At 60.4% G+C, this 18,646-nt stretch carries 21 protein-coding genes and 1 tRNA gene; 14 read left to right on the forward strand and 8 right to left on the reverse strand.

Annotated features, from left to right (window positions below; all coding sequences use genetic code 11):
• Positions 1 to 67: 67 nt before the first annotated feature.
• Positions 68 to 1,528, reverse strand: a complete 1,461-nt coding sequence (locus IDM28_RS14205; RefSeq protein ID WP_188036272.1) for an L-lactate permease — start codon at positions 1,526 to 1,528, stop codon at positions 68 to 70.
• A 131-nt stretch (positions 1,529 to 1,659) separates the two neighbouring features.
• On the opposite strand from IDM28_RS14205, the gene IDM28_RS14210 reads away from it, so the two are divergent.
• The 3 genes from IDM28_RS14210 to IDM28_RS14220 all read left to right on the forward strand — a co-directional run bounded on the left by IDM28_RS14210 (position 1,660) and on the right by IDM28_RS14220 (position 4,154).
• Positions 1,660 to 2,148 carry an Lrp/AsnC family transcriptional regulator gene (locus IDM28_RS14210; RefSeq protein ID WP_150571736.1) on the forward strand — a complete coding sequence of 163 codons (489 nt, stop codon included), beginning with the start codon at positions 1,660 to 1,662 and terminating at the stop codon, positions 2,146 to 2,148.
• 180 nt (positions 2,149 to 2,328) lie between these two features.
• Positions 2,329 to 3,747: an ATPase domain-containing protein gene (locus IDM28_RS14215; protein WP_101320725.1), complete on the forward strand. Its 1,419-nt coding sequence runs from the start codon at positions 2,329 to 2,331 to the stop codon at positions 3,745 to 3,747.
• A gap of 44 nt (positions 3,748 to 3,791) precedes the next feature.
• Positions 3,792 to 4,154 carry a response regulator gene (locus tag IDM28_RS14220; protein WP_101320727.1) on the forward strand — a complete coding sequence of 121 codons (363 nt, stop codon included), beginning with the start codon at positions 3,792 to 3,794 and terminating at the stop codon, positions 4,152 to 4,154.
• 200 nt (positions 4,155 to 4,354) lie between these two features.
• On the opposite strand, the gene IDM28_RS14225 is transcribed toward IDM28_RS14220, so the two are convergent.
• Positions 4,355 to 4,428: transfer RNA gene (locus IDM28_RS14225), tRNA-Cys, on the reverse strand.
• A 153-nt stretch (positions 4,429 to 4,581) separates the two neighbouring features.
• Positions 4,582 to 5,601: a protease SohB gene (sohB, locus tag IDM28_RS14230; protein WP_101323058.1), complete on the reverse strand. Its 1,020-nt coding sequence runs from the start codon at positions 5,599 to 5,601 to the stop codon at positions 4,582 to 4,584.
• A gap of 197 nt (positions 5,602 to 5,798) precedes the next feature.
• On the opposite strand from sohB, the gene IDM28_RS14235 reads away from it, so the two are divergent.
• The 4 genes from IDM28_RS14235 (at position 5,799) to IDM28_RS14250 (ending at position 8,957) form a co-directional block, all read left to right on the forward strand.
• Entirely contained in the window at positions 5,799 to 6,509 is a 711-nt protein-coding gene (locus IDM28_RS14235; RefSeq protein WP_150571734.1) for a histidine phosphatase family protein, read from the forward strand.
• Positions 6,510 to 6,563: 54 nt separating this feature from the next.
• Positions 6,564 to 6,881, forward strand: coding sequence for an SCP2 sterol-binding domain-containing protein (locus tag IDM28_RS14240; RefSeq protein WP_101320731.1), 318 nt, complete (start codon positions 6,564 to 6,566; stop codon positions 6,879 to 6,881).
• A gap of 217 nt (positions 6,882 to 7,098) precedes the next feature.
• A complete protein-coding gene (locus IDM28_RS14245; RefSeq protein WP_150568822.1) occupies positions 7,099 to 8,166 on the forward strand; it encodes a phosphotransferase family protein in 1,068 nt (355 codons plus the stop codon).
• Positions 8,167 to 8,189: 23 nt separating this feature from the next.
• Entirely contained in the window at positions 8,190 to 8,957 is a 768-nt protein-coding gene (locus tag IDM28_RS14250; RefSeq protein WP_103437838.1) for an SDR family oxidoreductase, read from the forward strand.
• A 9-nt stretch (positions 8,958 to 8,966) separates the two neighbouring features.
• Here the strand turns inward: IDM28_RS14250 and IDM28_RS14255 are convergent, their stop codons facing one another.
• Positions 8,967 to 9,317, reverse strand: a complete 351-nt coding sequence (locus tag IDM28_RS14255) for a hypothetical protein (protein ID WP_188036273.1) — start codon at positions 9,315 to 9,317, stop codon at positions 8,967 to 8,969.
• A 117-nt stretch (positions 9,318 to 9,434) separates the two neighbouring features.
• On the opposite strand from IDM28_RS14255, the gene IDM28_RS14260 reads away from it, so the two are divergent.
• Positions 9,435 to 9,737 (forward strand): RcnB family protein, encoded by a 303-nt coding sequence (locus IDM28_RS14260; RefSeq protein ID WP_101320739.1) that lies wholly within the window; start codon positions 9,435 to 9,437, stop codon positions 9,735 to 9,737.
• 1 nt (position 9,738) lies between these two features.
• Here the strand turns inward: IDM28_RS14260 and IDM28_RS14265 are convergent, their stop codons facing one another.
• Positions 9,739 to 10,899, reverse strand: coding sequence for a GGDEF domain-containing protein (locus IDM28_RS14265; RefSeq protein ID WP_150568819.1), 1,161 nt, complete (start codon positions 10,897 to 10,899; stop codon positions 9,739 to 9,741).
• Positions 10,900 to 11,143: 244 nt separating this feature from the next.
• Between IDM28_RS14265 and IDM28_RS14270 the strand changes: the two genes are divergently transcribed.
• From IDM28_RS14270 to IDM28_RS14280, 3 genes are all read left to right on the forward strand, one after another.
• Entirely contained in the window at positions 11,144 to 11,539 is a 396-nt protein-coding gene (locus IDM28_RS14270; RefSeq protein ID WP_101320743.1) for a bacteriocin, read from the forward strand.
• Positions 11,540 to 11,741: 202 nt separating this feature from the next.
• Complete coding sequence (locus IDM28_RS14275; protein WP_150569957.1) at positions 11,742 to 13,571, forward strand: SLC13 family permease; 1,830 nt, start codon at positions 11,742 to 11,744, stop codon at positions 13,569 to 13,571.
• 104 nt (positions 13,572 to 13,675) lie between these two features.
• On the forward strand, positions 13,676 to 15,088 hold the full coding sequence (locus tag IDM28_RS14280; protein ID WP_188036274.1) for a GGDEF domain-containing protein: 1,413 nt from the start codon (positions 13,676 to 13,678) through the stop codon (positions 15,086 to 15,088).
• 545 nt (positions 15,089 to 15,633) lie between these two features.
• Here IDM28_RS14280 and IDM28_RS14285 read toward each other — a convergent pair.
• Together IDM28_RS14285 and IDM28_RS14290 are read right to left on the reverse strand one after the other, a co-directional pair.
• Positions 15,634 to 15,987, reverse strand: a complete 354-nt coding sequence (locus IDM28_RS14285) for an SH3 domain-containing protein (protein ID WP_150572296.1) — start codon at positions 15,985 to 15,987, stop codon at positions 15,634 to 15,636.
• A gap of 64 nt (positions 15,988 to 16,051) precedes the next feature.
• A complete protein-coding gene (locus IDM28_RS14290) occupies positions 16,052 to 16,543 on the reverse strand; it encodes a GNAT family N-acetyltransferase (protein WP_150569954.1) in 492 nt (163 codons plus the stop codon).
• A 126-nt stretch (positions 16,544 to 16,669) separates the two neighbouring features.
• On the opposite strand from IDM28_RS14290, the gene IDM28_RS14295 reads away from it, so the two are divergent.
• Together IDM28_RS14295 and IDM28_RS14300 are read left to right on the forward strand one after the other, a co-directional pair.
• Positions 16,670 to 17,617, forward strand: coding sequence for a LysR substrate-binding domain-containing protein (locus tag IDM28_RS14295; protein ID WP_188036275.1), 948 nt, complete (start codon positions 16,670 to 16,672; stop codon positions 17,615 to 17,617).
• A gap of 246 nt (positions 17,618 to 17,863) precedes the next feature.
• Complete coding sequence (locus IDM28_RS14300) at positions 17,864 to 18,067, forward strand: hypothetical protein (protein ID WP_224785525.1); 204 nt, start codon at positions 17,864 to 17,866, stop codon at positions 18,065 to 18,067.
• Between the two features lie 11 nt (positions 18,068 to 18,078).
• On the opposite strand, the gene IDM28_RS14305 is transcribed toward IDM28_RS14300, so the two are convergent.
• A complete protein-coding gene (locus IDM28_RS14305) occupies positions 18,079 to 18,393 on the reverse strand; it encodes a hypothetical protein (protein WP_101323060.1) in 315 nt (104 codons plus the stop codon).
• On the opposite strand from IDM28_RS14305, the gene IDM28_RS23750 reads away from it, so the two are divergent.
• Entirely contained in the window at positions 18,380 to 18,646 is a 267-nt protein-coding gene (locus IDM28_RS23750) for a hypothetical protein (protein WP_178080735.1), read from the forward strand. The two genes, IDM28_RS14305 and IDM28_RS23750, sit on opposite strands and share 14 nt — an antisense overlap.

Below are 18,646 nucleotides of genomic sequence, written 5' to 3' on the forward strand. Positions count from 1 at the left end.
CTAGCGACCAGTGAGCGCCTGCTTCGGGTTCAGGCTGTGTGAAAAAGTGCCATCCGCCAACACCAGGCTAGCCAAGCCATCCACTCAGCATCGCGGCGCCCAACGCGACTAACGCGGTATTGAGGCAGACCAGCATGAAGCCGAACCTTATCAGTTCGCCTTCCTCCTTGGCCTGGGTTTTGGCAAGCCCCAGAATCAGCATGACAACCGATAGCGAGCCCAGCGCCGCATGCCCTGCCGAGCTGTTCTGGACGGCAGCCAGCAGTAGGCGGGAGGACTCGGGCAACATCGCGATGGCCGGCATGAAGATCGCATTGCCGCCTACATTCGACCCGGTCATGTAGCCAGACAACGCGCCAAACAGGGCAACCAACGACGTCGCGGCGGTGGGCGACAGCCCAGCCAGCAGTTGCATCAACCCCGCAAGGAAGCCGGCCTTAACCATCATCTGCGACATCGCGAGAAAGAAGAAAATAGTCAGCAATGGCCGCTTCGCCCGAGCCAACAGCGCAGCAGGCAAGTTAACGTCGTGTGCGGTCCGGGATTGTATGTTGCGCGCGTGAGCGCCTAGCACGATCAGCACCATGACCAACGCCAGACCTGGTGAGGCGAGTGGCTTCCAGTTGACCTGGGCGCCCTGTACAACCCAGTGCTCCTGCCAGGAGGTGATCGCCCACAGCATCTTCAAGCCGACAATGCAGACAATCAGCACCAGATACGGCCATGCCTGACGCGGCCATTGCACCGGACCGCGCTCGCTGTCGTTGCGGCGCAGGCGCCACAGCCCAACAGAGAGTATCGCTGCTGCCGTCACCAGGCCCGCAGCAACGCCCGCTACTTCCGGCCCCAGCCACCGACTTGCACTGTAAAGAACGCCCACAAACAGCAGCCAGAAAACGCCCAACGCCCCCCATCCCCGCGAGTCACGAACGCCTGCAAGATAGAGCGCGAGTGCACTGAGGGCGAAGAAAACCGGGGCGCTGGTCAATGCCGAGGTCGATGCCAGCATGGATGCGTCCAGGTGAACCAACGAAGCACCAATGACAGATGCCAGGCCCAGCGTTCCCCAAGGCATGATGGCCATGCCGGCCAGTGCGATCCGTAACGCGACCCGACGCTCGAAGAGACTTAGCAGCAGGGGCACTGTTGCGATCAACGACACGCCGAAACCAGTCATCGCTTCGAGCAACGGTGCCAACCCAAGGACAATTAACACGACTTGATCGCCGCGCCCAAGCCCCAGTGACCGCACCCATTGGCTCAGCGCCAGATTGACGCCCATGCGCTCGATAAAAATCACGAAGAGCAGACCTGGGACGATCACGAAAGCGGTACTTGCAAACAGCACGGCGGTATCTTGAGCGGCGGCCACCATACTGCTCAGACGCCATGCGTCTGCCGCGCCGGCGAGCCAGAGCACAATGACTAACAGAGTGCCTGCAACGGCGGCGTGAACGGGCGGCCGGCGCAATACCACGAGCATGGCTGTAACCAACAGGACCGGGGAAAGATGGAACAGTGCGAGCATGCCAACAATATCCTGTGTGTGTTCCCGAATAGGCTGCGTACGCAGACTGCTGGCAAGATAATATTGCTCTTACCTAGATAAAGGGCCGCAGTTTTCTGGTAGTTTTCGAGAAAATTTCTCACGGATTTACAATGGCGAAAAACGACGCTGCACCTGAATCGTTGGACAAATTTGACCGTGCCATCCTGGACCTGGTCCAACGTGACAACACCATGCCACTGCGGCTTATGGCCGAGCAGGTCAATCTTTCCACGGCCGCCGTTCAGCGCCGCATCAAACGAATGGAAGACGGGGGAGTCATCACGGGCAACGTAGCCATCGTCGATCCCACCGCCGTAGGCCGGCCGATCACGATCATCGTGGAAGTGATGGCTGAGCGCACCAGCATCGAGGCGCTGGAGGCGATGAAGGCACACTTCGCGGTGCCCGAAGTTCAGCAGTGTTACTACGTCACCGGCGAAGTGGATTTCGTTCTGGTACTCACCGTTGCCAGCATGAAGGAATACCAGACTCTGGCGCGGCGACTGTTTGCTGAAAACTCCAACGTTACCTGGTTCAAGACAATCGTCGCGCTGGACCGTGTGAAAGTCGGACTTGATGTACCAAGCATGGCCGGGTAGAGGCTCATGCAAAAGCCTCTGGTGGCTCGCGCCATGGCAGCAAACTTGCGGCCCAGGTCGCCAGCTCAACAAAAGCCACGACTGCTGCGCACTAGTCGGCAATAGCCCCTGAACGAATTTGGAGTTAGCATCACACCCTTAGTCGGCTTAACAGCCTGTTTTTCAGATCAGGGTCGCATCGTGGAAAAGCTCAAACGCCTCCAAAGTGGAATAGAAGGACTGGACGCTCTGCTCAAGGGCGGGCTGGTCGCAGGTGCCTCGTACATTATCCAAGGGCGCCCAGGTTCCGGCAAAACGATCCTGGCCAACCAACTTGGATTCCATCATGCGAACAATGGCGGCCGCGTTTTGGTTGCCACGCTGCTGGCCGAGTCACATGACCGTCTTTTTCAGTTTCTTTCCACACTGAGCTTTTTCGACTCATCCAGGATTGGCGAAGAAATTCAGTTCGTCAGCGCATTTGACACGCTGGAAAACGAAGGTCTGGATGAGGTAGTGAAGCTGCTGCGTCGCGAGATCAGCCGTCGCAAAGCCACCGTACTGGTCGTCGATGGCCTGCTCAATGCGCGCTCCAAAGCCGACTCACACATCGACACCAAAAAGTTCATCTCAGAGCTGCAGGGCCACGCTGCTTTTGCCGGTTGCACCGTGCTGTTTCTCACCAGTTCACGGCTGGACGACGGTAGCCCTGAGCACACCATGGTCGATGGCGTCATTGAAATAGGCGAAGAGCTGTTCGGCACCCGCTCGGTACGGCGCATTCAACTGCGTAAAACGCGCGGCAGTGCTGCGCTGGCAGGCCTTCACGAGTGTGAGATTACCGACAACGGGCTGGTGGTTTATCCTCGTCTGGAAAGCCTGTACAGCCACCCGTCCGCACCCGACAGTGCTGACATGACGCGCATTGGCAGTGGGATTGCCTCACTGGACACGATACTGGGAGGCGGCCTTTACAGTTCCAGCGTGTCTTTGGTCATGGGCCCTTCCGGCATCGGAAAAACAACGCTGGGTCTGAAGTTCTTGGCGGAGTCGACGGTGGACAGCCCAGGGCTGCATTTTGGCTTCTACGAAAGCCCGCAACGGCTACGGCTCAAGGGCGACTCACTGGGCATCGACATCAAAGGCATGGAAGACAGCGGCGCCCTGACCATCGCCTGGCAGCCAACAACCGAAGGTCTGCTGGACGGGCTCGGTGCTCGACTGCTGAGCATTGTCGAAGACAAAGGTATCAAGCGCGTGTTCGTCGACAGCCTTAGCGGCATGACCCGAGTCGCGACCAATCCGGCAAGGATTACTGACTTCCTCAGCGCGCTGATGAACGAGCTGCGCGCCCGAGGTGTCACGGTACTGGCAACGTGGGAAATGCGCGATCTGCTGGGCTCCGAGGTCAGCGCGCCCAACTCCGACCTGTCGAGCATCGTCGACAACCTGATGCTGATGCGCTTCGCCGAGAATGACTTTGAACTAAAGCGAACGCTGTCCGTTCTTAAAGTCCGAGACAGCGCTTATGATCCCTCCCGATTCGAGGTCGTCATCCAAGCCCAGGATGTTTTACTCAAAAAGGCTTCAAGACATGAACCATCAGTCCCAACTGAGTGATGTCCTGGTTCTATCTCTTAGGTTTTTGAGTGGATTAAAATAAAGTGACTACCATCTTGGTCGTCGACGACGAATATTTAATTGCTGACATTCTCAGCTTCGCGCTGGAGGATGAGGGGTTTTCCGTGGTAACGGCCAGCAATGGCCGAAAAGGACTCGATGCTCTGGACAGAGTCAAGCCTGCCTTGATCATCACCGACTTCATGATGCCGGCCATGGACGGCCTGGAATTCGCTACCGCCGTGCGAGCCCTGCCATCGCTACATCAAGTACCGATTATTCTGATAAGCGGCGCCCAGGCACATATCGGTATGCAGCGACCGGATTTATTTGACGCGGTATTGCCTAAGCCCTTCAATATCGACGCAATTATCGCCGAGGTCAGAAAACTGCTGCATTCAGCGTAGCCGTGCCCGCGCGGCTCACTGACTGCACCGGCTACAGCCGAGTCATCGCCCGAGCCCGCTCGGTTGCGCAGCTGCCTCATCGGTGATTTCTGCCTGTTCGGCACCCACCAATAAACATTGGACTTCAGCTGCTTCACTCCATACTTTTCCGGCCCACAAAGAAAAACCCCGCAGACGTTAATCTGCGGGGCTTTCAAATATGGAGGCCGAGGTCGGAATCGAACCGGCGTAGACGGATTTGCAATCCGGAGCATAACCACTTTGCTACTCGGCCTCAAAGGTTGGATCTAGCGGCTTGCGCCCTGCTATCTCCTTGAAACTTCAGCGCTTTTTCAAGCTTGCTGCGCTTCAATGGACGCCATTATGTCTGCATTCGCTTGGCCTTGCAACCCCAATCTCAGAAAAAATCTTCAAGGGGTTCAAGGTGTTAGCGTAAGCGGCCGAGTTTGCTCCACAGCCCCACCAAGGTGTTCTCAACCGCGCCGCTGGCGGCCACACCAATGCGCTCCTGCAAGCTTTTGCGTTCGGCAAACCGCAGGTGGTAAAGGTTGGCTTCACGGGCGCGGTCACTGAGGTATTCGTCGCTGGTGCGCAGCTCATCAACCAGCTGCATGTTCAGCGCCGCAACACCCAGCCAGACCTCGCCGGTGGCCACCTCGTCCATATGCAGCTGCGGGCGATAACGACCAACAAAGTCCTTGAACAGCTGATGGGTGACGTCGAGGTCTTCCTGGAACTTCTCGCGGCCCTTCTCGGTGTTCTCGCCGAATACGGTCAGCGTGCGTTTGTACTCACCGGCGGTCAGCACTTCAAAATCGATGTCGTGCTTTTTGAGCAGGCGATTGACGTTTGGCAACTGAGCGACCACGCCGATCGAGCCAAGGATGGCAAACGGTGCGCTGACGATCTTGTCGCCGATGCAGGCCATCATGTAACCGCCGCTGGCAGCTACCTTGTCGATGCACACGGTGAGTGGGATACCGGCCTGACGGATGCGCGCCAGTTGCGACGAGGCCAGGCCATAACTGTGCACCAGCCCACCGCCGCTCTCGAGCCGCAGCACGACTTCATCACGCGGGGTGGCGAGGGTCAGCAGCGCGGTAATTTCATTACGCAGACTTTCGGTGGCAGAGGCTTTGATGTCGCCATCGAAATCAAGAACGAAGACCCGCGCCTTGTCCTCGCCCTTGGCTTTCTTCTGCTGCTTGTCGGCCTTGGCCTGCTGCTTGCGCAGGGCCTTGAGTTGAGCCTTGTCGAACAGGCCCGCCTCGAGCCGCTCACGCAGCGCCTTGTAGAAGTCGTTGAGACGGGTGACCTGCAACTGCCCCCCGGGCTTGCCGCGGCCTTTGCCGCGCAGGCCGGCAATAGCCGAAAGCACCACCAGAAAAGCAATCACCAGGGTGGCGGTTTTGGCGAGAAAGCTTGCGTATTCTGCAAGAAACTCCACGTTGACTCCTTTATAAATCAGCACCTGCACGGTGCGAAACTGCTGCCAGCATACCGGGGCGTACCGGGCACTGCCAGCAGGCGAAAACGCTGGCAACATCTTTCAAACAAGCTTTTCAAACGCTTGTATGTTTTTTCGTTGACAGCCACTCTGGCGCATCCTAACCTCCCAGCAACTTCACTCGGCCGGATATCGATGTGGGCAACCTCTACCTGATCCGACATGGCCAAGCCTCGTTTGGTGCCGCCGACTACGACGTACTGTCGCCGGTCGGCGTGCGTCAGAGCCAGGCTTTGGGCAGCCATCTGGCCAACCTCGGCTTGCGCCTGGATCGTTGCATCGCCGGCGACCTGCGCCGGCAACAGGACACCGCCCTGCTCGCGCTCGAAACCATGAGCACCCTGGGCTGCGCGGTGCCGGCGCTGGAGACCGATGCCGGCTTCAATGAATTCGACGCCGATGGGGTGATCCGCACACTGCTGCCGGCGCTGCTGCCAGAGGAGCCGCAGGCACTGCATGTGCTCAGCAACGCAGCGCAAAACCGCAGCGAGTTTCAGCGCCTGTTTGCCTTGATGGTGCAGCGCTGGCACGACGGCCAGCATCCGGCCGATGGGCTGGAGAGCTGGGAGGCTTTTACCGGCCGCCTGCGCAGTGCCCTGCAGCGGGTGTTGGACGCCGCCGACAGCGGCGACAACGTGGCTGTTTTCACCTCGGGCGGCAGCATCGCCGCCCTGCTCCACCTGATTACCGGCATCACCCCCAGCCAGGCGTTTGCGCTGAACTGGCAGATTATCAACACGTCGTTCAGCCAGCTGAAGTTTCGCGGCCATGACGTGGCACTGGCTTCCTTCAACTGTCAGGCCCATGTGCAGCTGTTGAAGGCGCCGGAGCTCATCACCTATAGGTGAGCCCGGCCTGTTGTGTCCCTGCGGACGCGAATTTCACTTAACAAGGAATACACCATGAGCGATGTAGCTAAAGCCGTCGAAGCGATGAAAGCCAAGTTCAATCCCGCTGCTGCTGAAGGCCTGGACCTGGTGTTCGGCTTCAACATCACCGACGAAGACAAGCAGTACGCGCTGGTCGTCAAAGACGGCACCTGCGACATCCAGGAAGGTGAAAACCCAGACGCCAACTGCACCCTGGTGCTGGACAGCGAGACCCTCAAAGGCATCGTCAGCGGCGAAACCGATGGCATGCAAGCGTTCATGGGCGGCAAGCTGCGCGTTGAAGGCGACATGATGCTGTCGATGAAGCTCAGCGAGCTGTTCCCTGCCTGAGTGGCAACGACGACTGTCTGAAAGAAACCGAAGCCGGCACCGGCTTCGGTTTTTTTTTGCGTGCTACGGCGCTCATCGCCCAATGTAGGTAACGCGCATCAAGCGTACTGATCAAGCGCCAACACGCCTGCCTATATGGCGACTAGCACGCTTGTTCCATTACAGCAGGCCGATTAGATTAGCCAATAATCCTCGATACCGAGAATAAGGATCACGCATGACGCTGACTGACCAGTCCACCCAGGTACGCCCCGGCGAAGAACTCGATGCCAGCGTCATCGATCCCTATCTCAAAGCTCATCTGCCTGGCCTGGAAGGCATGCCGCTGATCAGTCAGTTCCCAGGCGGCGCCTCCAATCTGACCTACCTGGTCAGCTACCCACAGCGTGAGTTCGTGTTGCGGCGTCCGCCCTTTGGCGCCAAAGCCAAGTCAGCGCACGACATGGCTCGTGAGTTTCGTATCCTCAATCAGCTCAACAGCGGTTTTCCTTACTGCCCCAAGGCGTACCTGCACTGCACCGACGAAAGCCTGATCGGCAGCGAGTTCTACCTGATGGACCGGGTCGAAGGGATCATCCTGCGCTCGGACATCCCGCTGGAGCTGGGCCTCGATGCCCAGCGCACCGAAGCCCTGTGCAAAAGCTTCATCGACCGTTTGGTGCAATTGCATCAAGTGGATTACCGCGCCTGCGGCCTGGCTGACCTGGGCAAACCCGAGGGTTACGTGCAGCGCCAGATCGAGGGCTGGATCAGCCGCTATGAGCAGGCCGCCACCCCGGATGCACCGCGCTGGCAGCAGGTCATGGACTGGCTGCGGGCAAAGATGCCAGCCGACCACCCGCGCTCAGCCATCGTGCACAACGACTACCGCTTCGACAACGTCATCCTCGACGCAGCCAACCCGATGCAGATCATCGGCGTTCTGGACTGGGAGATGACCACCCTCGGTGACCCGTTGATGGACCTGGGCAACAGCCTGGCTTACTGGATCGAGGCCGACGACCCCGCCCCCATGCAACTGATGCGGCGCCAGCCAAGCAACGCTCCGGGCATGCTCAGCCGGGCGCAGTTCGTTGCCTACTACGCCGAGCGCGCCGGCATCCGCATCGACAACTTCGACTTCTACTATTGTTATGGACTGTTCCGCCTCGCAGGGATCGTCCAGCAGATCTATTACCGCTTCCACCACGGCCAGACGCAGGACAAACGCTTCGCGCAGTTCATTCACATGAACCGCCTGCTTGAGCAGATGGCGCTGCAAGTGATCGGCAAGTCCGCACTTTGACCACACACAACAAGGAACACAGCATGGCCAAGACGCAACTGTTCGACCTCGACGGCAAGATTGCCTTCGTTTCCGGCGCCAGCCGCGGCATCGGCGAAGCCATCGCACACCTGCTGGCAGAGCAAGGCGCGCATGTGATTGTCTCCAGCCGCAAGCTCGACGGCTGTCAGCAGGTCGCCGACGCAATCATCGCAGCCGGCGGCAAAGCAACTGCAGTGGCCTGCCATATCGGTGAGCTGGAACAGATCCAACAGGTGTTTGCCGGCATTCGCGAGCAGTTCGGCAGGCTCGACATCCTGGTCAACAACGCGGCCACCAACCCGCAGTTCTGCAACGTGCTGGACACCGACCCGGGCGCCTTTCAGAAAACCGTTGACGTCAACATTCGCGGTTACTTCTTCATGTCGGTAGAGGCCGGCAAGCTGATGCGTGAGCACGGTGGTGGCAGCATCATCAACGTGGCCTCGATCAACGGCGTGTCCCCGGGGCTGTTCCAGGGCATCTACTCGGTGACCAAGGCCGCGGTGATCAACATGACCAAGGTGTTCGCCAAGGAGTGCGCGCAGTTCGGCATCCGCTGCAACGCCTTGCTGCCAGGCCTGACCGATACCAAGTTCGCCTCGGCACTGGTCAAGAATGACGCCATCCTCAACGTCGCCCTGCAGCAGATACCGCTCAAGCGTGTGGCGGCGCCCAGCGAGATGGCCGGCGCAGTGTTGTACCTGGCGAGCGACGCCTCGAGCTACACCACCGGCACCCTGCTCAATGTCGACGGTGGTTTCCTGTCCTGAGCCGGCCGGTTACAGGCAGGTCGCCGCAGCAGCCCGGCGGCGCAGTGCGGTGGTGTCGGCTTTTTGCGCGTAATAGTCGACGCGTGTGCCACCGTCTTGCGGGTAGATGTCGGCAAACGACTCTGCCTCACGGGTATATACCGTCAAGCCGCCACTCTTGCGCGCCTGCATGTAACCACTGGCGTCGACCCCAAAGACAGCCTCATCCTGCCAACTGAACTGGATGCATTGGGCAACCAGTTCCGCAGCCTTTTGCGATTTCAGCTGTGCAGTCGGCGCAGTGCCGCGCGCGGCATCCATGGTCGACGAGGCACACCCCAGCAGCATCAATGCTGCGGCCATCGGCACAATTGCACGCATGTTTCATCCTCGTAGGCAAAAAAGAACGCGACTCTAGCATTTGCGTGCCTGCACAAGTGAATTCTCGACGCTCAGCTGTTGTCGCATTAACACACCTATTGCATTTGGAGACTGTGCATGAAAATGCGCCCACTGCTGTCCGCCCTGCTGTTCACCGCCACCCTGCCTTGCCTGCCATTGGCTGCCACTGCAGCCGAAAGCAACGTCGAGAGCGTCAAGGCGCCGGAGTCTCACGACCGCGAACTGAAGGTCGGTGACAAGGCCCCGGATCAATACAAACGCGATGATGCCGCCGTGGTTGACTGGAAAGCCAACGGCCTGCCAGCGCCGGAAAAAGAAAGCCACTGGGTAAAAATGGGCAATCGCTTCGTGCTGGTGCAGATCACCAACGGCGTCGTGCTGGCCATTCACTCGAAGTGATCTAGCAGGGGCCTGGCACTGCTGCCATGTGCACAGTATTGCGCCCATCCGCCTTGGCTTGATACAGCGCCGCATCCGCTCGCCCGAGCAGCGCTGCCGCACTGTCATCAGGCCCGGGCACTGCGCACCACAGGCCGACGCTGAAGCGCAGCTCGATAGTGTCGTCAGCGAACTGCGCCGGGCTTTGTGCGATGGCCTGGCGCAAGCCCTGCAGTGCCGCCATCGCGCCCTCACGCTCGGTATGTGGCAACAGCAGCAGGAATTCCTCCCCGCCATAACGTCCCAGGCTGTCAGCCGCACGCAGGCGCCGTTGTAGCTGGCGAACGCAGTGGCACAGCACCTCATCCCCAGCCAGGTGGCCATACAGATCGTTGATCCGTTTGAAGTGATCGATATCGATCATCGCCACGGCCAGGTGACTGCCCTCATCACGTGCGCGCTCCAGCTCTTGGTCGAAACGCTGGAGGATGGCCCGCCGGTTGTAAGTGCCGGTCAGCACATCGTGCAGCGCCATGTGCTGCAAGCGCGACTCGCTGCGCTCTTTGGCCATCAGCACTAGGCCGAGCGAATACATCATCACCGTTACCGTGCCGATCGCCACCGATACCGTCTGCTTGAGGTTGCTGATGTCGTAGCGCATCTCGGCTGCGTCCCCAGCCAGCACCGCGATAACCCGCATACCCAGGCCTACCAGGCTTATAGAAGCGCCGATCACCAACAGCAGATGCGCCCGACCGGGACGTTCGGCATGACGCCGCGCCCAATGCAGCAACAGCCCGCACTGAACCATGAGCACTACTGTGGCCAGCAGCATGCGCGGCTCGAGCGTCTGCAGCAGAAGCAGCAGCCCGCCTAACATGCATAACGGAATGATGAAAATAACTCGCCACGGTACTTTCAGTTCACGCACCCGAAACAAGCTTGCCGAGTAGAACGCCAACGCCAGCGACAGCAGGCTGTTGCCCAAGGCATAGCTGACCCACAGCGGGGCCTGGGCATACAGCGTGTAGCAGATGTATGCGAGGGCGTGCGCGAGCAGGCCGCAGCCGGTCAGTAGCAGGTTGTCACGGCGATTGTATTGACCCACCAGCAACAGACAGAACGCCATGATGGTGGCGACCAGCGCGACGGCGGCGAACAGTGTAGGGGTATGGGCGATCATGTTGGTTAACCAGGCAGCGGGTGGCCGTCTCACTGCGGCCTGCCAACCAGTCTAGGGCGCCCCACGCAAACCGACCATGACCGAACGGGACAGATCAGCAGCCATCGAGCCCGAGCGTTCCATCGAGTAACAAAAACTCCATTGTCGAAGAAACCAAATCGATCGAACCCGGTCCTAGTGAGTACCCCGTAATCCTTTACGGATCAATGACCTGACTTAGCCACTTGTTTCGAGGTTCACCATTATGCGTCTGACTCTGCCTTCTCTCGCCTTGGGTCTGTTGCTGAGCCAAAGCGCTTTTGCCGGTGACGGCACTGCAGCTATCGGCGGCGGCCTCGGCGGCGTGCTCGGTAATGTGGTCGGTCAGCAGATGGGCGGCCGCACCGGCGCGGCTATCGGTGCGGGCCTGGGCGGCGCAGCCGGCAGCGCCGTCGGCGCGCGCAAAGGCAATCGCACCGAGGCAGCGCTGGGTGGCGGCCTGGGTTCGGCAGGTGGCTCGCTGGTCGGTGGCGCCCTCGGCGGCTCGACCGGCTCGACCGTCGGCGCTGGCCTGGGCGGCGCAGCAGGTGGCGCCGTGGGTAACCACATGGGCGACAACGGCGGCAGCAAGAAGAAGCACAAGCGCCGCCATCGCCACTGATTGCAATCTCAGAACGCCGGGGCTACGTTGTAGCCCCGGCAATCGCAAGCCGCCCCACCCTCACAACGCTTAGGCTGCTCCCGCACTGCACCAATGCAGCGCGTCAAAAACCTGCATCACATCAACACCCCCATCACGCCAAACTGCCACACTGACTGCTAATGTCTTGTGTGCCCCCTGCGTGAAGGATCACTTCCTCGTCATGAACCCTGAGCTACTCATGGTGCTCGGCCTGCTGGCCGTGGTTATCCTGTTATTCATCCTCAACCGCCCACGCATGGACGTGGTTGCGTTGCTGGTCATCGTATTTCTGCCGCTGTCCGGCATCCTCACTGTAGAGCAAGCCCTGGCCGGCTTCAGCGATCCTAACGTGGTCCTTATCGCGGCGCTGTTCGTCATCGGCGAAGGCCTGGTACGCACCGGCATTGCCTACCGCATCGGTGAATGGATGAGCGCCCGCGCAGGCAACAGCGAAGCGCGTCTGCTGGTCTTGCTGATGGTTTCGGTAGCCGGCCTGGGTTCGGTGATGAGCTCGACTGGAGTCGTCGCTATCTTTATCCCGGTGGTGCTAAGCATTGCCGCGCGGCTTGGCCTGGCACCCAGCCGACTGATGATGCCGTTGAGCTTTGCCGGTTTGATCAGCGGCATGCTCAGCCTGGTTGCCACGCCGCCCAACGTGGTTGTACACAGCGAGCTGGTGCGTCATGGCGAGCAGGGCTTCGGCTTTTTCAGTTTCACCCCGTTCGGCCTGGTAGTGCTGGTGCTGGGCATCGGCTACATGCTGCTGACCCGACGCTGGCTCAACGGCGAAGTACGCAAGGATGGCCGCACCGAAAGCCGCCGCACCTTGCTCGACCTGGTGCTCGACTACAAGCTCAATGGCCGCGAACGGCGCTTGCGCATTCGCCCTGACTCACCGCTGGTGGGGCATACCCTGGGTGAACTGGAATTACGCACCCGCCACGGCGCCAACGTGATCGGTATCGAGCGCCAGCACAAGTTCACCACCCGGGTGATCAGCGCCGACTCCAACAGCGTTTTGCAACAGGGCGATGTGCTGCTGCTCGATCTGTTCGCCAACCGCGATGATCTGCGCAGTCTGTGCCAATCGATGCGCCTTGAGCCGCTGCACTTCAAGGCGGCCTACTTCATCGATCAGTCGCAGGAACTGGGCATGGCCGAAGTGTCGCTGCCACCTGGCTCGCAGCTGATCGGCAAAAGCATTCTTGAGCTGACCTTCCGCAGCCGCTACGACCTCAACGTAGTCGGTCTGCGCCGCGAACAGGCCGCCATCGACGAGCAACTGGTGGAAGAAAAACTGCGCCAAGGCGATACCTTGCTGGTGGTCGGTCCCTGGAAAGCCGTGCGTCAGCTGCAAAGCCAGCCCAAGGATTTTCTGGTGCTGAGCCTGCCTGCCGAGATCGATCAGGTGGCGCCGGCACGAAGCCGCGCGCCATACGCCTTGATCAGCCTGGCGGTGATGGTTGGCTTGATGGTCAGCGGGCTGGTCCCCAACGTCATCGCCGCGCTGATCGGCTGCCTGCTGATGGGCGCCGGGCGCTGCATCGACATGAACAGCGCCTACCGCGCGATCCACTGGCAGAGCCTGGTGCTGATCGTCGGCATGTTGCCATTTGCCTTGGCCCTGCAGCAGACCGGCGGCATCGATCTGGCGGTCGGCGGCCTGGTCAGCCTGCTCGGCAATGCCGGGCCCAGCGCCATTCTTGCCTGCCTGTTCGCCGTGACTGCGATTATCGGCCTGTTCATCTCCAACACCGCAACCGCAGTGCTGATGGCGCCAGTGGCGATCAGCACCGCCCATCAACTGGGCATGTCGCCCTACCCGTTCGCCATGACTGTTGCACTGGCAGCCTCGGCGGCGTTCATGACGCCGGTGTCTTCACCGGTCAACACCTTGGTCCTGGGGCCTGGCCAATACCGCTTTGCTGACTTCGTCAAAGTGGGGGTGCCGTTCACCTTGCTGGTGATGCTGGTAACTGTGGTGATGGTGCCGTGGTTCTTTGGGCTCTAGTGAGGCAATTTGACAGCAGGCGGGCTGGCGAAACACACTGACACTAATTACCCAGGTGCCTGCAGTCGTTGTCCTGGATCCGTCTATGCCAGCCGGTAGAACCCATGGTGTTTCCAGTACGCTCGCAGCTCTTGCCTTATTTTGTCCTGTTCAGCCTGACCCTGGTCATTACCCTTGGCGGCGTTCTCGCCCGCCCGATCGAGTCGTTGTCGCTGTTCTGGCCGGTCAACGCAGTGCTGGCAGGCGTCCTGCTGCGCTATCCCCGTCAGGCGACTCCACTTGGCTTCGCCCTGGTGTGGCTGGCCATGGTGGCTGCCGACCTGGCCTGCGGGAGTAATTGGCAACCGGCGCTGTGGTTCAACCTGTGCAATCTGAGCGTGATCGTTACGGTTTGGCTGCTGCTGGTCCGCTTGCCGCGCCAGCATCGGCGTATGCGCAGCCCTCAGGGCGTGCTTTGCGTGTTTGCCGCGTGCGCCGCTGGCGCCATGGTGGCGGCAAGCATGGCCTGCCTGATGTCGGCACCGTGGTTTCAGGAGTCGATGCGCGCGACCTGGCAGGCCTGGTTCAGCGAACAGTTTTCCACCTGCATATTGATCGTGCCGGCCTTGTTGACCGCGCCCTCGCGGGGCGTATTGCTGCACGGCGGCGGCAAGCCGATTCGCCTGGCACCGCTACTCGTGCTGGTGGGTTCGTTGGCACTGAGCATCGTATTTGGCGGCCCTGGCGCGATTGCGTTCCCGATCGCCGCCTTGCTCTGGTGTGCCTGGACCTACTCACCCTTCCTTGTGTCACTACTGGCGCTGATGGCGGGCAGCAGCTTGATCGTCGCCGTGGCGCAAAACCTCATGCACTTCAGCGTGCCGCAGAGCGTGCCGGGAGTGACCACGCTGATGTCGGCACGGCTGGGCATCACCATGCTGGTACTGGGCCCTCTGGTAGTGGCCTGCGTGAGCAATGCCAACCGGAGTCTACTGGCGCGGCTTGAGCATCAGGCGACCATCGATCATCTGACCGGCGCCCTCACCCGCAGCGCTTTCACGCGTTTGGCCAATGCCCTGCTCGACAGCCGCCAGCAGCTTGATCAGGCCATGCCGCTGACCTTGATGATGCTCGATATCGATCACTTCAAAAGCATCAATGACCGCCATGGCCACGGTGTCGGCGACCAAGTGCTGCGCACCTTCGCCCACGCCCTGCAAGAGCAGCTGCGCGATGGCGAGCTGTTTGCCCGGTTGGGTGGCGAAGAGTTTGTCGTGGTCTTGCCCGGGCTTGCGCCCGAGCATGCCCAGTTCACTGCCGAACGCCTGCGCCGGGCAGTGCAGGACCTACACCTGAACCACGCCGACCCGCGCCTGCAGATGACCGTCAGCATCGGTCTGGCAGGTTGTGCCGAGGGCGGCCCATCGCCTGCGCTGGACGCGCTGCTGATATGCGCCGACAAGGCGCTGTATCGCGCCAAGGCACGTGGCCGCAATTGCGTCGAGCTCGCCGAACAGGCGCTACAGCAGACCGTCTGAATCCAGGCCGATAATCGCTGCTCAAATTCTGCTCAATCTAACGCAGGCCGCTAACCACCTTACCTGCAGCGATTTATCCACAGACCTACCCACGTTTTCTGTGGACAGTTTTCCCAAGCCAAAGAACGACTTATCGCACATACGACAACGCCGAGTCGGCTTGTAGGCCACTCGGCTATGGGTAGTTGCACAAGGGTGAACGCCGCAGCTCTGGCCCGCCTGGGGAAGCAGCGGGCCGGCAGCGGGGTATCGCCGGTCAAGGCGGCGGAATGGTGCCCAAAAGGCCGATACAGATTGTCAGCAGCAGAAAACCACCGAGGAACAGCGCAAGCTTGCCCATTGGAACCTCTACAGTGTGAACACGAATTGGTGTAGCTGGCCCGGGGCGGACCATCGCGGCACAAGCAGCTTGGCGTGCAACGGTCAGTCGACTGGGCTTGTGAGGTATTTTCCGCCTTAGGCTGATACGGTTACAGATGCAGGTTCGCGGAAAAAAAGCAGATCAGATGAGACCGGCAGCTGGCCGCGGGTACCTTTTCAAAGCGTCACTCCAGCAGTTGCAGCTTCTCGAGAGGCAGCCAGCCCAACTCACCATTGCCAGCACGGCGGCACCACAACCAGCCGTTCATGGGCAGCAGGGCGAGCACTTGCTGCCCCGGATCAACATCCAGCTCATGCGCCGAGTAGTGCTCCAGCGCCCTGCCCTGGGCGACGCCAACCCGCTCGATGAGCTGCGCCGGGACCCAGCCAGGCTCCTGCCCGGCGCAGGTACAGAGGTACCAGTCCAGCCAGCTCTCGTTACCTTCGTAACGCTGGCCGATCTCGAGCAGATCGCCCTTGGCGACCCGGATAGGTCGCGGGTATCCGGATCGATGAGCTTGGATAACAACGTACTTCACTTGCCTCTCCCTGGCTGAGTGTGCGTCGGGCCAACGTTGGCGCGCCGGAAATCATATAACTGCCTTACAACGCCATGACCATCTCGTGCCAGCTCATGCCACCGTGATCGGAGGGTGATGGCTGCACATAGCGATAGCCGAGTTTTTCGTACAGGGCGACGTGGCGTTGCTTGCACATCAGATGGATCGTCGCCTTGCCCCGCGCGCGCATCTGCTCGACGAAGTGCGCCATCAGCAGCCCGGCAAAGCCGCGCCCCTGCAGCGCCGGGTCTACCACCACCGACATGATCACCACATTGGCAGCGCGCGGATCATGCCCGACCAGCTCCTTGAAGGCCTCATCGGACATCACCACCTGCTCGGCGCAACCGCTGTTGATGAAACCAGCAATCTCGCCATCCAGTTCCAGAATCAGAAAGCCCTCTGGATACTGCTCGATGCGCATGGCTATCTTTTCCCGAGTGGCCGCCTCATCGCCCTCGTAGGCGCTGGTTTCGATCTGGTAGCAGCGCTCCACATCCTGCAAGCTGGCCTGGCGCAAGGTTGGCGTGGTCATCAAACTGTCCCCCATTTCGGTAAAGCCCGCCATGCTAGCGCAACTGCCGGCGAACTTGTTGCTCGCGGGACAGACTGACGCCAGAATCAGCCGATCAGCCCACACGCGCCGCAGGAAGCCGCCCCCATGAGCACCGCCAAGCGACGCACCGCGCCCAGCGTGATCAATCATCTGGTTGCCTTTGAGGCCGCTGCCCGGCTGGGCAGCTTTCGCGCGGCAGGCGAGGCGTTGAGCGTCACCCAAGGCGCAGTCGCCCAGCAGGTACGCACGCTGGAAGAGAAGCTCGGCATGGCCCTGTTCGAACGCCTGCCACGCGGCCTGTGCACGACGCCCCAGGGCCGCGAGTACCTGCTGCGAGTGCAGCAGGCATTGCACATCATCGAAGACGCCACCACCGAGCTCCTCGCTCAAGCTGCCCCGGGCGATCCCCACCAGGTGGTGCTCAGCACCACGCCAGCCTTTGCCAGCCGCTGGTTGATCCCACGACTGGGCCGGCTGGCGGCAGCACATCCGCAGATCGCGCTGATGATCGATGCCTCCGACAGTACCCGGCCACTGACCGGCAAAGGCGCGGTGGACATGGCCGTGCGTTGGGGCACTGCCCCTTTCGCGGGCTGTCACGCGCGTCACCTGCTGGCGGGCCAGGCTCTGCCCGTGTGCGCGCCGTCACTACGTAACGCGGGTGACTGGCAGGTACCTAGCGATCTGGCCAGTGCACCGCTGGTTTCCGACAGCCACAACAACTGGAAGCGCTGGTTCGATCACTACGGCCAGCCAGGCACCCGGTTTACCGGCCCAGTATTCTCGCAAACCATTCTGGCGATAGAGGCTGCCGAGCAAGGCATGGGCATCGCTTTGGTGCCAGCACTGCTGGTAGCCAACGCCCTGCAGGCTGGCACGCTGGTACTGGCCTTGGCGGGCCATGAGTTACCCACCAGTGCGGGCTTCTACATACTTACGGGGGAAGCTGCGGCCGTTGGTTCGGCAGCCGCGCTGGTCACCCAATGGCTAGAGCAGGAGGCCGCCGAGCCGGGTCAATTGCAACAGGTCATTTCACGCGAGCCGCGCAGCTAGGCGGATACAGGTGCAGTAACAAATTATTTCAGAGCGCAGACAAAAACTTTGGAAACACTGCACCGCTTGGCCTGTGAGTGCATTGAATACAAACGCTTCGAAATATCGGCACACACCCATCGTAGGACGGCTCTGATCTGCTTGTAGGATTAAGCCTACAGCAGTGCAATACCTGTACGAAAACGCAGTTCCGGCTCTCAGAATGAGCTGATACGGTCGGCTCATTCCTACAACGGCAGGGACGCCATGAGCCAGAGAATCGAGATGGAAAACTACGACCAGTCCGCCCTAGCACTGCAGAAAAACCTACTCACCCTGCGTCAGCAGCGCGATCGTCAGCGCGCAGTCGGCAACCACACCGAAGCTGATCATCTGGACAAGCTGATTACCGGCATCGAGCAGACCTTCGCCCAGTTGCAGGACACGTTTAAGCCGACGACCCTGCAATGATCTGAGCCGCCTCAGGCGTCGAATTTCTGCCGCACGACCCAGCTCAATGCCCAGCCGGCGAATGCGTAGAACGCGTCCAGATAAACCAGGCCTTTGTAATTGGGCAGCAGCCCACCCTGTGCCAGCAGTTCGGCCATGTCCGGCGTCGGCGGGCTCAGCAGGTAGTAGGCGTTGGGCAACAATGCCAACGCCAGCAGGATCAGATACGTCACGCCTTTGAACAATGACTCTCGCTCGGGCGATTGTGCGGCCAGGCGCATCCCGAAAAAGGCGACCACGCCCGCTACTGGCAAGACCCACAGATGGGATGGCATGCTGAAGAAGATCTCTGCAGCCAGACTGCGTGATTCCACGGTTGAAGCTCCTTGTCAAAATGGGCAGGGCTTTTGCGGCGGCTGCATGACCGCCAAAAGGCCGGGATTGTTACAAGCGCGCAGACCAATTGCAAAGTCCGTACTGACTGAACGCGACCGCTCTCCCCCCTTCGACGAAAATTACTACGACGGCTTGGGCACCTTTGCCTCAGGTTCCTGCGGCGAACCCCGCAATGCGGTGGTCAATGCCAAGTGGCGCTTCTGA

Source organism: Pseudomonas sp. EZ-C24 (assembly GCF_014525325.1).
GTDB classification, from domain to species: domain Bacteria; phylum Pseudomonadota; class Gammaproteobacteria; order Pseudomonadales; family Pseudomonadaceae; genus Aquipseudomonas; species Aquipseudomonas shirazensis.